This window comes from Nesterenkonia sp. DZ6 (assembly GCF_022565835.1).
Classification (GTDB): domain Bacteria; phylum Actinomycetota; class Actinomycetes; order Actinomycetales; family Micrococcaceae; genus Nesterenkonia.
This window is the reverse complement of record NZ_JAJOYW010000003.1, coordinates 376,933-388,390: the sequence shown is the minus strand read 5'-3', so window position 1 is coordinate 388,390 and position 11,458 is coordinate 376,933. Positions and strand designations below refer to the sequence as shown.

8 protein-coding genes, 3 tRNA genes and 1 pseudogene are annotated in these 11,458 nt (G+C 64.7%); 3 read left to right on the top strand and 9 right to left on the bottom strand.

Going from position 1 to position 11,458, the window contains the following annotated elements; all coding sequences use genetic code 11:
* Positions 1–380, bottom strand: a pseudogene (locus tag LTH93_RS10340) (histidine kinase); the annotation flags it as partial.
* A gap of 586 nt (positions 381–966) precedes the next feature.
* Positions 967–1,470 carry a sigma-70 family RNA polymerase sigma factor gene (locus tag LTH93_RS10335; protein ID WP_241470907.1) on the bottom strand — a complete coding sequence of 168 codons (504 nt, stop codon included), beginning with the start codon at positions 1,468–1,470 and terminating at the stop codon, positions 967–969.
* Between the two features lie 823 nt (positions 1,471–2,293).
* On the opposite strand from LTH93_RS10335, the gene LTH93_RS10330 reads away from it, so the two are divergent.
* The gene (locus tag LTH93_RS10330; RefSeq protein WP_241466304.1) at positions 2,294–2,596 is read left to right on the top strand and encodes a histone-like nucleoid-structuring protein Lsr2; all 303 of its coding nucleotides are present in this window, start codon (positions 2,294–2,296) and stop codon (positions 2,594–2,596) included.
* 354 nt (positions 2,597–2,950) lie between these two features.
* Here LTH93_RS10330 and LTH93_RS10325 read toward each other — a convergent pair.
* From LTH93_RS10325 to LTH93_RS10315, 3 genes are all read right to left on the bottom strand, one after another.
* Positions 2,951–3,023, bottom strand: a tRNA-Phe gene (locus LTH93_RS10325).
* A 62-nt stretch (positions 3,024–3,085) separates the two neighbouring features.
* Positions 3,086–3,159, bottom strand: a tRNA-Asp gene (locus LTH93_RS10320).
* Positions 3,160–3,284: 125 nt separating this feature from the next.
* A tRNA-Glu gene (locus LTH93_RS10315) sits at positions 3,285–3,357 on the bottom strand.
* Positions 3,358–3,461: 104 nt separating this feature from the next.
* On the opposite strand from LTH93_RS10315, the gene LTH93_RS10310 reads away from it, so the two are divergent.
* Complete coding sequence (locus tag LTH93_RS10310) at positions 3,462–3,827, top strand: metallopeptidase family protein (protein WP_241470906.1); 366 nt, start codon at positions 3,462–3,464, stop codon at positions 3,825–3,827.
* Between the two features lie 597 nt (positions 3,828–4,424).
* Entirely contained in the window at positions 4,425–6,290 is a 1,866-nt protein-coding gene (locus LTH93_RS13335; protein WP_304653872.1) for a C40 family peptidase, read from the top strand.
* Positions 6,291–6,438: 148 nt separating this feature from the next.
* On the opposite strand, the gene LTH93_RS10300 is transcribed toward LTH93_RS13335, so the two are convergent.
* The 4 genes from LTH93_RS10300 to LTH93_RS10285 form a co-directional block, all read right to left on the bottom strand.
* Positions 6,439–7,614 carry a universal stress protein gene (locus LTH93_RS10300; protein WP_241470905.1) on the bottom strand — a complete coding sequence of 392 codons (1,176 nt, stop codon included), beginning with the start codon at positions 7,612–7,614 and terminating at the stop codon, positions 6,439–6,441.
* Positions 7,615–7,754: 140 nt separating this feature from the next.
* A complete protein-coding gene (locus LTH93_RS10295) occupies positions 7,755–8,789 on the bottom strand; it encodes a glycerophosphodiester phosphodiesterase (protein WP_241470904.1) in 1,035 nt (344 codons plus the stop codon).
* Positions 8,790–8,898: 109 nt separating this feature from the next.
* A complete protein-coding gene (locus tag LTH93_RS10290; RefSeq protein ID WP_241466309.1) occupies positions 8,899–9,855 on the bottom strand; it encodes an EcsC family protein in 957 nt (318 codons plus the stop codon).
* A gap of 42 nt (positions 9,856–9,897) precedes the next feature.
* Complete coding sequence (locus tag LTH93_RS10285) at positions 9,898–11,166, bottom strand: endonuclease/exonuclease/phosphatase family protein (RefSeq protein WP_241470903.1); 1,269 nt, start codon at positions 11,164–11,166, stop codon at positions 9,898–9,900.
* Positions 11,167–11,458: the final 292 nt, after the last annotated feature.

Here is an 11,458-nt window from a genome sequence, read left to right as displayed (position 1 = left end):
GTGGTGAGGTCGGTGAGTCGGATCGGGTTGCTGCTCTGGTTCACCGCGCCCAGGACCCCGTGCCCGGCGGGCAGGTCTCCGATCTTCTCGGCCACGTGCTGCGCCATCCCGACGTGGATGAACCGCTCGAGGGAGCCATCAGCGGCGATGACGCCCAGTGCGGCGTACTCGGCGTCCGCGACGGTCCTGGCCTCCTCGGCGATGCGCCGCAGAACATGTTCCAGGTCCAGATCGCTGGCCACGACGTTGCTGGCGTCGAGCAGGGTCTGCAGTCTGCGCTGGGAGCTGAGGACCCGGATAGTGCGCGCGATGGAATCCCCCACCGCACCATTGGCTTCAAGCTTCGGAAGGTAGGTCACCCGAAGTTCATCCGAATCCATAACCCTCCTGGCAACGAAGCCTGACCATATGCCCGCCTCGGTGGGCCCGAGACCAACCGAGCGCGGTGATCGGGGCGTACTGCTCGGCGTCTTTCTCCGCGTCCAGGCAGTTCTTCCCGTCGCACGTGCGACGGGTGAATCTTGAGTGCAAGTTCCCGGGTCGCCGTGGGGAGGGTGCTCGGCGAGCCTTCGTATAGAACAATCAATCACCTTTTCGGCTGGAGACGTCAGCGCCTCATGGTTTTGTGGCACCACTTAGAGGACCCGGTGCCGCATGGTGAAGGGTCCATAGGGGTGATACGTCACCAACTGCGAGCGCGTTCAAGGTGATTCCGAAATTTCTTCCCGACAGTGTCCCGGAAGCAGTGCCGTGGCGCTGCGCTGACCGATGATCATGGCGCAGCGCTGATCGTGGGTGGATCAATCGGCAACGATCGGTGCCCCGCCTGTGGCGGTCACCCGGGCCACCGACGCGGTCGAGCTCGCGCATATGCACGCCAGGTCCGCGAAGGCCGAAACCAGGAAGGCGTTCATCATCGCGGAGACCGCTCGCACCTTGCCGACCGCACTGCGCTCGATCGCATTCTCAGACTTCCAGTGCCGTCCGCAGCGATCTCAGCCCGTAGTACATGCGCGTCCGCAAGGTCGCGACCGGAACTCCTGTCTGTTCCGAAAGCTCTTGATATCCAACGCCGTGCAGTTGAACAGCAACGATGACCTCGCGGTGTTCGGACGTGAGCGTAGCCAGAGACGCATAGAGGTCCAACCGCTCCACGAGGAGGAGATCCTCTGTCACCGGCTCGGTCGCCCCCTCGCTCCCCTCCGGACCCGATCGCGCCGGGTGCCGAGCGCGAGCTCGCAACGCGTCCGCGACGAGGTCCCGTTCGATGGCGAACAACCAGGTTCTCACCGAGCCCCGTTCACTGCTGTACTGCCCTCTGTTCCGCCAGGCACGGATGAAGACCTCCTGAACACAGTCTTCCGCCTCGGCCCGGTCACCCAGCGCGTTGAGTGCGAACGCAAAAAGAGCAGACCCGTGGACAGCGAACGTTGCACAGACGTCGAAGGGCGCCTCACCTTCGTGACGCATCGAAAGCTCCCTCTGGTGCCTCAGGACTCCGGGATTCATTTCTCTGAGCGCTGCACCCCATGGCGTCACGGCCCGGACAGGTGCCGAAGCGGCGAAACTGCTGTGCGTTCGGACCCCGGATCGCTGGAGAAACAGGGAACCTTGGACCTGGCCACGACGAGAGTCTGCGCTTCCCGGCGGTGCGGGTGAGCCCCACGACGCCCACTGGCTTTCCTTCCCAGTCCGCCGTTGACCGTCTCCAGCCGGCCAGTGACCTCCGGTCGGGCCAGCTGTGCGCTCTGGTGCTGGCGACGGGAAGACTCGCACAGAAGCTGCTTTTCACGGTCAGTTGATCAGGCATCGGAACGGGCCTTCCCGTTGCCAGAGCCGGGCTCCGTGCAAGGAGGCTGACTAGCAACGAATAGCTAATAAAAATTTGAACTAAATCTCTACCAGAGTATCCATCAACCATCCGGGGTCCATCGAATGTGATAAATCTCACAAACAAGCGGGAAGCTTCAGCCCCTCGCACTAAACCTTTCGCCGACCCTGACCAGCTCGTGATCAGTGATGATTCTCGTGCCACCCATAAGACGAGGGTGGTAAATGTGTCTCTGCTTTATATGACCAGACCCACGGTTCAGCCAACCTGTCGGGCACTCATGCCCGGACATCTACTCTTCTTTCGAATTAAATTTTTATTTGGGACAAGCTTGAACGCAGGGCACCTTTCCGGAGTAACCATCATTAGCTATACCTTCTGCAGGACTTCTCCTTGCAGGAGTCGATGCGATGGACGAGGCAGGTACTGCCTCATCCTCGATTAAGCAGTGAGGTGTTGAATATGGCTCAGAGGATTGAAGTGGTGCTCGTCGATGATCTTGACGGCAGTGAAGCGAAAGAGACCGTGGCTTTTGGTCTGGATGCTCGGTATTACGAGATCGACCTCAGCGATGAGCACACGAAGGAGCTGCGTGAGACGCTGAAGCAGTACATCCGCAAGGGGCGGGTCATTGCCCCTCCGTCACCGCAGAATGAGGCTCGGCAGATTCGTGAGTGGGCGGTGAACAACGGTTATCAGGTCTCCACGCGGGGCCGATTGCACCGCGACATCGTTGAGGCCTATCGCAACGCCAAGAAGCGCTAGAGAGCGATGAATACTTCAGATGGGTGGAGCCTGGAAGCGCACGCTTCCAGGCTCCACCCATCTGTGAAGTACAAGCTGCTGCGCCTCTTCTACGGCTTCCCGAGCACTCGGGCATCCCACTGTGCGGGCGAGATGGAATCACAGGCCCTGGAATCCTTCCATCACCCGTGTCGTCTGCATAGACGCTGAAGGCGGCCACGGATGCAGCCAGAGTCGTAGAGAAGCAGCTCGCTGGACTGACCTGAATATCCGGGATCTCCGGAATGCGCGACTGGATGCAGGTTCGCACCTGACCCCAGACACAAGAAAACCCCTGGAGATCCAGGGGTTTTCTCACCCGATACCGGGTAAAGGTGGCTCCGACCGGCGTCGATCCGGTGACCTTTCGATTTTCAGTCGAACGCTCTACCAACTGAGCTACAGAGCCATAAATCGCCAACTGCGACGACGACTCGCTCTCCGCCCAGATTCTCTGTACAGAGAGTGAAGCGACCCTGACGGGACTTGAACCCGCGACCTCCGCCGTGACAGGGCGGCGCGCTAACCAACTGCGCTACAGGGCCTTACTTTGTGCCGCTTGGCACGAAGTGAAACCTTACCAGTCCCACCCCTTCGATCCAAATCACACTTCCGTGAGATTCAAGACCATGATCCGCGACTTGCCATCGCAGTCCCCGTTTCACCGGAGTACCCCCAACGGGATTCGAACCCGTGCCGCCGCCGTGAAAGGGCGGTGTCCTAGGCCGCTAGACGATGGGGGCCCGATCCCTGGTGGGAACCTGTAAAAGTTTAGGTCCAGCACCCCCGGAGAGCAAATCCGCCGGCGAAGACCCCCTCTGGATGCGGGTCTCTCTAGGATGAAGCCATGGTCTTTCCCATGAGCGACGAGGAATTTGACGCCGCCACCACCGAAGCCCTGAACAGCATTCCCGCAGAACTGGCCGACCAGCTCGAGAATGTGGCGGTCTTCGTCGAGGACCGATACGAACCACAGTCATGGGAGGATCCCTCGACGGTGCTACTGGGGCTCTACGAGGGGACCCCACTCACTGAGCGCGGCGGGGAAGGCTGGTCCATGCCGGATCACATCACGCTGTATAAGGAGCCGATCCTGCAGATGTGCCACAGCCGCGAGGAAGTGCTCGATCAGATCACGATCACGGTGATCCACGAGGTGGCCCACTTCTTCGGGATCGACGATGACACTCTGCATCGTCTCGGCTGGGGCTGAATACAGCGGCGCCGAGGATATCGGCCGCCACCTATAACGCTATTAGCACAGTGTCATTGCAATGTCGGGGAGGCTCAACCTTCAACCTACTTGAAGGTTGCAACTAAGGCTTTGTGCCGCTAGATCCCCGGAATGACAGGGAAGTAGCCCTCCATAGCTTGATCACAGGAACGACACGACCTGTTGCCAAGATGACAAATCCACAACTATCGTTACCGGCGTAGCGCCAAAAGGCTCGAATCGCGTTTCCCATCGTTACGCTTCGGCCTCTGGATCACACGGCTATCACCGCACGGCGATCACCTTTTTGATTGAGGGTTTTTAAACTGTCTTTCCCTGGGTCCGCCTGGTCACGTGAGTCCAAGAGCTGAGGCAACCGCGATTCGAACCTTGCCCTGTGAGACGGGCTGCGGCGCTTCCCCAGTGAGGACTAAGTGAGGATCTACCGTGAAATACCGTCGCAATCTTGCGGTGGCCGCAATTACTGCCGCCGTCGTGACGACAGCGTTGGTCGGGACAACTCTCCCCGATCTGGTGGCCGATCGCGCCGCCAATGCCGTCGAACAGAATGATAAGAATTCCGCCGACTCAGTCACTTTGACTGAACTCCCCGCGGTTCCATCCGCCAAAGAGATCTCCACCGCCCGGGACTCGTCCCAGGCCACCGAACAGATGATCGACGAGATCTCTGACCGGATCTCCCAGGCCAGCCAACGTGCGCTGGAGCTGGAATCTGCAATGCAGGAAGAACACCAGGCCGCCGTACAGGCACAGGTCGACGCCGATGAGGCTGCCGCTGCAGCCGATGAAGCGCGCACGGCCGCTGAGGAGACTCAGGCGGCTGCCGTGGAGGCGTACCAGGAACCTGAGACTTCCGTCGCAGAGGTCCTGCTCACCGAAGCGGACAGCCTGGCCGACGCCGCGACTGACACACGGCTTCAGGAGCAGGCTGAACAAGACGCCATCGCCGCAGAGCAGGAGGCCGCCGAGGCCGAGAGCCTTGCCGAACAGGCTCGCCAGAACTCCACCAGCGCCGCTGAGGCCAGCGCGAACGCCGAGCGCGCCACCGAGACCACCCGCACCGACGTCGAACAGGTCGGTGAGCGGCTCCAGGAGCTCCTAGAGAACCTGATGGAGCTTGAGGGCTGGGAAGGTGACCTGCAGAGCTTCTTCGAGCAGATCCTCGGTAACAGTGAGTTCGTCGACGAGAACGGCGAAGTCGATCACGAGCAGCTGAGCTACCGGATCACCGCGCTTCGCGCAGACGCCGAGCAGGCTCGCATCACCGATGAAGCCGCTGAGGAGGCCGCCGAGGCTGAGGCAGCAGCCGCCGCCGAAGCTGAAGAGGCGGCAGCAGCAGAGGCCGAAGCCGAGGCAGCCGCCGCGGAAGAAGCTGAGGCAGCAGCTGAGGCCGCAGCTGAAGAGTCGGAGGCCGCCGAAACGGCAGCGGCCGAAGCAGCAGCAGCCGAAGAGGCCGCCGCTGAAGAAGCAGCCGAAGAGGCAGCAGCTGAAGAAGCCGCCGCCGCGCAGGCAGCCGCCGAAGCAGCAGCAGCCGAAGAGGCAGCAGCTGAAGAAGCCGCCGCGCAGGCAGCCGCCGAAGCAGCAGCAGCCGAAGAGGCCGCCGCTGAAGAGACTTCCTCGGAAGGTGCGGCCGGGGAAGCCGCACCTTCCGAGGAGCCACGGCCTGCGCCGGCCACTGCGCCTGCACCGGAGCCCACGATCGCGTCGTTCAGCAGTCTCAGCACGAGCATGCAGACGCTGATGCGCGAGGGCGCTGAGCTTGAGGCCTCCTTCAGCGGAGGCGCTCAGGACTACTACCGGGCAGTGTTGAGCAACGGAGCACTGACCAACGCGGACGGAAATGCCTCGTGGAACAAGATGCGCTGGCACGTGGACTACCTCGCAGCCCAGGTCGAACCAGAACCTGAGCCCGAGCCGGCACCAGAGCCGGAGCCCACCCGGGCCCCTGCGCCCGTCCCGGAACGCACGCAGGCCCCCGCGCCTGCCCCGGAGCGCACGCAGGCCCCCGCGCCTGCCCCGGCACAGAACCCGGCACAGAGCCAGGCGCAGTCCTCGAACGTGGTCCCGGCCAGCAGCAACTCCAACGGTGTTGAGATTGCGATCAACTGGGCCGTCGCGCAGGCCAACCGCGGCGACGTCAGCTACGTGCTGGGCGCCAACGGTCCGAATGCCTTTGACTGCTCCTCCCTGGTGCAGCAGGCCTTCGGACAGGCCGGAGTCAGCATGAGCCGCACCACGTTCAGCCAGGTCAACGAGGGACGGGCAGTCTCCGTGGGTGACATGCGCCGCGGGGACCTGGTGTTCTTCGGCAGCGCCTCTGCACCGGGCCACGTAGGCATCTACCTCGGCAACGGCCAGATGGTCGATGCCTCGAACCCCGCTCGTGGACTCCAGGTCCGCTCGGTCTACCAGACACCCTCAGTCGTGCGCCGCATGATCTGAACAACCACACGCACAACTGAATGACCTCTCACTGGTTCTCCCGCTCGCGGTAGGGCGGCGAGACGGATCGAAGATGAAGATGATGAGGGCCCCCGGCGTCGGACACCGGGGGCCCTCATTTCTCTGTGTCTGGGTCAAGCGGGGAGCGTCAGTCTCCGAGCATCGGTCCGAACTCAGGGCGGTCCTCCAGCCGCGTGTCCTCGTTGTCCGGGACCACCATCAACGGGCCCTCCGCGTGGTGCAGCACGCCCTGGGAGGTAGATCCCAGCAGCATCCCCGCGAAACCACCACGGCCGCGTGTGCCGATGACGGTGAGCTGAGCGCCACGAGTCTCCTGGACCAGGACATCCACGGCGGTGCCGTCGATCACCTCGGCTTCGATCTGCAGTTCCGGGTAGTGGCTGTGCAGCCAGAGTCGACCCGCTTCGAGCTTCTCGCGCAGCTCCTGCAGCGCCGCGTCGTTGTCGATGCTGGTCGGGATCCAGACCAGCGTCGCGCCCACCGGCGGCAGCGCGCACACGATGCGCAGGCTGGTTCCCCGTTCGCTGGCCTCACGGGCGGCCACCAGCGCGGCGACGCGACCGAAGTCCGATCCGTCCACGCCTGCCGCCACCGGACGCGAGTCCTTGGGTCGGATCGGGTGCGCACCCTCGGCGATCACCGAGGCGGGCGCGGCGCTGCCCGGCGGAGTCGCATGAGTCGTCGTCGCACCCTGGGCCGGCCCACCCACGAGCGGGATGGCTCCGGTGGCGGTGGTCACGGCATTGGACTCCTTGGAGGAGAACTTCAGCGGCACCAGGACGGTCGGACACTTGGCGTGGGCCGGAAGCGCAGATGAGACAGACCCGAGCAGCCGCCCGAGGAACCCGCCCCGGCCGCGGCTGCCGACCACCAGGACCACGGCGTCGTGGGAGTAGTCCAGCAGCACTCCGGCCGGGTCCCCCGACTCGACCTCGTAGCGGACCTCCCCGGGGTAGTCACGCAGGAATTCCGCGGCCTGCTCGATGACCTTCTCTGAGCCTTGACGCAGCGCCGAGTCATCCATCAGCGCGTAGCCGCCGTCCATCGAGGAGGCGGCGAAGGCCGGGATCGAATACGCGGTGACCACGGTCAGCAGCAGCTGGCGGCGATGAGCCTCGGCCGCGGCCCAGTGCGCGGCGCGCAGCGACTGCTCCGAGCCGTCCACACCGACGACGACGCCGCGGACCCTGCCCCGCGCCGAACGGGCCGGGCGCGGTGTCTCTTCTGCCGCGGGCGGGTGGGACGCGCGACCGCTGCGCAGGGAGGCGCTGTCTGGGGGTTCACGGTGCGGTGCGGGGTTCATGATGAGCTCCTGGAGGCCGTGGCGGTCAGCTTGGGCCCATGATATCGCTCCATGTCGACTGAGACATCCGCGGGTGGCCGCGTCATCCGAACGCCGCTGATCCGAGGGTTCGCCGGGCTCGGCGCAGGGGCTCGGCGCGCTCAGCTGGCAGAGGCGACCGTCTGCAACAGTCGTGCGGGGTAGTTCGTGGTGATCTCCTGAACCCCGAGATCGATGAGCAGCGCCGCGTCCTGCGGGGCATCGACCGTCCATACGCGAAGCCGAGAGCCCCGTGCCACCCAGGCCTTGACCTCGGCCCGATGGTCTTTGACGTAGGCGAGTCCGGGACCAGCGATTCCGGCCCGTCCGTTCCAGACCAGCGTCTCGGAGTCGCGAAGGGTTCCGCGCATCACGGCGGCCACCACGGGCCGGACCGCCGTCGCCAGCGGCATCTTCTCCAGCCGTTTCTGCACCTGCGCCTCGGTGACCGAGCTGAGCAGGGCGCAGAGCTTGTCCGGGGCCACCATGTCCGCCAGGTAGAGCAGGGATCCGGGGTAGAAGCTCATGAAGGACACGGTCACTGCATGTTGGCCGAACTCACCGGCGGGAATCGCCGACGTCTCTGGGTCCCATCCGAAGCGCAGCAAGGTGCGCAGCACCTTGGTCTCCAGCCGATCCCCATATGGCGAGGGGTGCTTCAGCTCCACGGCGAGGTCGAGATCGCGACCGGCGTCGATCATCAGCTCCAGGACGTCGGCGAGGGTCATCAGCTGCTGATGCTGGGTGCCGTAGTCGCCGGGAAGCTTCGGCGTCTTCCAACTGGTGACGTCGAGGCTGCGCATGTGGGCCAGACTGAGCTCCGCCACCGAGCCGGTGCCGTTGCTGGTGCGGTCAACCGTGGCGTCGTGGAAGCAGACCGGCTCACCGTCAGCGGTCAGGTGCAGGTCGATCTCCAGGCCGTCTGCACCCTCCTGGATCGCCCGGCGGTAGGCCGCACGGGTGTGCTCGGGAAACAGTCCTGAAGCCCCCCGGTGCGCGAAGACCCTTGCCCGCCGACCGCGGGAGTCCGTTGGTGCACCGAGATCCAGCGGATCCTCCGGAGAATGATCGTGCAGCAGCGCGGTGTCCAGGCTGACCGGTGGAGCCGGCCGAAGCGCGCCGCCGGACTCCTGGTTCTGGGCGAGTTCCAATGTCACAGTTCCAGACTGGGCCTAGAGGGACAACGGGGCGCGTCGATCGGGTGGCACATTCGGGAAAGCTTCAGTGAACATGGAGTGAATGACCTCGCGGTGTGGGGGTGGGTGTTCAGCGCCGGGGCGCGTCTGCCATGGGGCGGGTGGTTTCGAGCGCGTCGGCGGAGGATCTGTCGCCGCGGCGCTTCTGGGATCCACGCGCAGCGAGGATCTCGCGCTTGCGTCCGCGGCGCTCCTTGCGCTCGGCGCGCAGCCGCTCGCGCTCCAGCGCTCGCTTCATGTCCGCCACCAGGGCCGCGGGCGTCTGCTCGGGCAGCTCACCGAAGGTCTTGTGGGCAGACTTCACGATCTGGCTGGCCAGTCGATGGTTCGCGGCACCTCCGACGACCATCCCGATGCCGAAGGGAATAGCGCGGCCGATCATCGTCGTGCCCGAGCGGATGAAGAATCGGCGCATGAACTGCCGCTTGATCTGGTTGACCACCAGTCCGGACACCCCGGAGGAGTTGGCGGAGCTGTTCATCGGGACCAGGGAGGAGAACGGGCCGGCACCCTTGCCGCCCGCCTGTTGGGAGAGCTCCCCCAAGAGCTGGCGGCCCTGATCGCCGAGCATCACACCCATCACCAGCAGCTTCGCCCGTTCGGGGTCTGCGGTGCTGATTCCTGAGAGTTCAGCGATCGACTGCGCGTAGAGCGCGCAGGCCTCGAGGAAGCTTCCCGTGGCCGCCGCGGAGAGTCCGAGTGAGGTCACGGTGCCCACTGCAGGCACTGCCGCGGTAGCGCCGATCAGGGCGCCTCCGCCGGTCATTCCGCGGGTGAAGTCCTTGTCCAGCTGGGCGGCCAGCTGGTGATTGGAGAAGCTGGGGTGCGCCTTGCGCAGCCTGCGCAGATTGGCCAGCACCAGCGGCCGCTGCACGGTGACCGCCCGGGTCAGCCAGGTCTCGGCACGCGGGGTCAGCTTGCCGGAATCGTCAAAGGCGTGACCCTTGACCATGGATACCGTCTGCTGGGCGAAGAAGCCGGAGGCTGCAGCACCCATGAGTTTCCCGTTCCCCGAAGACTTCTTCATGACCTCAGTCTAGGGTGTGACCCCGACCAGATGGGAAGCCATTCAGCTCCCGGCGATGTCCAGCCAGACGAGTCGCCCGACCGGCGAGTCAGGGTCGGCAGGGTCCACCAGGTTGAAGCCGAACTCGCCCTCCGCGGGCCAGAAGACGCCGGAGCTGTCGACGTCGAGTGCGGCAGCGGGGAGCACGTAAGAGGATCGCACGGCATCGCCGCCGGTCAGTCCGTGGGTCGCCTGAGGATCTGCGGCAGCGTCGCGGCGCTGCGGCAGCGGCTCGTCGGTGATCGCCTCGGGGCCCGGGTCCTGGATGGTGCCGTCGTTCAACAGTGAGGCGAGCTCTGGGACCTGGCGGTTGGGCCAGGTCTGAAGCTCCTGCGCGTCGGCAAGGCTGCCGGCGACCACGAATGGCGTGCCGGACTCGAGGCCACCATAGGCACCCTCGTCGTCATAGAGGTACCAGGATGCCCCGGAGACGAACTCTGCGACCATCCGGCGCTGGTCCTCACTGCGGGCGACGTCGGGCGTCGTGGGCCCGGGAGGGCTGTTGAGATCGGTGGCCACGACGTGCACGTGATCCGCCTCGCCTGGAACCTCGACCGGAATGTCCCACAGGCTGGTGCTGGGCAGAGGCAGCACCGACTTCTCAAGATCGGAGAACTCGTCCGCGGGCATGGAATTCTCCGGCATGTCCTGCCAGAGGAACTCCTGGAAGGTGCGGACCTCATCCTCAGCGATGGGGTAGGTGGAGAAGACCGCCATGCCGCGCTCCCCCGCGTACCGTCCGTAGCCCAGCGCGTCGGCGGGGCCACCGATCCGTCCGTCACCGTCCAGGTCCGCACCCGAGTCGATGCCCGAGTTGGTCGGCGCCGTATATACATGGGAGTACTTGATGCCGGTCTGGCCGTTCTGGCCGCGGGAGAGGTACTCGTCATTGACCGTCGTGGCGATCTGCTGGTGCTCGTCGTAGCTGAGCCCGGTCAGCACCAACACGTCGGGGGCATTGACCTGCACGGTCTCGGCCAGGACCCGGGCCTGCGGATGCATCCCGCCGTGGAGCTCTTCAAGGACCTCCGCGGAGGAGGCCCCGCGGATCTGCGCGTGAAGGGTAGCCACCCGGATGTCCCCGGCGGCCTTCTCCACGGTCGTGGTCAACTCCTGGGACTCAGGCGTCACGAGGGGCTGCCCCGGGGTGGGGTAGTAGGAAGCGGTGGTCGCGCCGTCGGCGGCGCCGCTCCCGGTCTCGCTGCTGATGCTGTCGCTGCTGGTGGTCGTGGCGTGCGCACCGGAAGATCCAGCCACTAGCAGACCGGCCACGAGGCAGCTGGAGAAACCGCTGCGCATGAATCCTCTGGCCCGCAGCTCAGATCGTTGCTGGCCATTGGGCATGGGTTACACCGTAATGCGGCACTCTGGCCGTGCCAAGCCCAGAACGCAACTTGTGGAAACAGTTACCAAGGCGTAACAGTGGAAATGAGGAGCGACCGACCTCCGCCGCCGGGCCGGGCCGTGATGAAACTCTCCCCCGGTCGCCAGCAGTTGCATTATAAGACCAACGGGTGTGTAAATAGAAGATATACGCTTCAAATTCGAGAGTGCACGACACTTC

What these genes read in the sequence shown, in the direction of transcription:
- LTH93_RS10335 (WP_241470907.1), bottom strand. Translation starts at nt 1,470, where the DNA reads ATGCGTCACGAAGGTGAGGCGCCCTTCGACGTCTGTGCAACGTTCGCT.
- LTH93_RS10330 (WP_241466304.1), top strand. Translation starts at nt 2,294, where the DNA reads ATGGCTCAGAGGATTGAAGTGGTGCTCGTCGATGATCTTGACGGCAGT.
- LTH93_RS10310 (WP_241470906.1), top strand. Translation starts at nt 3,462, where the DNA reads ATGGTCTTTCCCATGAGCGACGAGGAATTTGACGCCGCCACCACCGAA.
- LTH93_RS10300 (WP_241470905.1), bottom strand. Translation starts at nt 7,614, where the DNA reads ATGAACCCCGCACCGCACCGTGAACCCCCAGACAGCGCCTCCCTGCGC.
- LTH93_RS10290 (WP_241466309.1), bottom strand. Translation starts at nt 9,855, where the DNA reads ATGAAGAAGTCTTCGGGGAACGGGAAACTCATGGGTGCTGCAGCCTCC.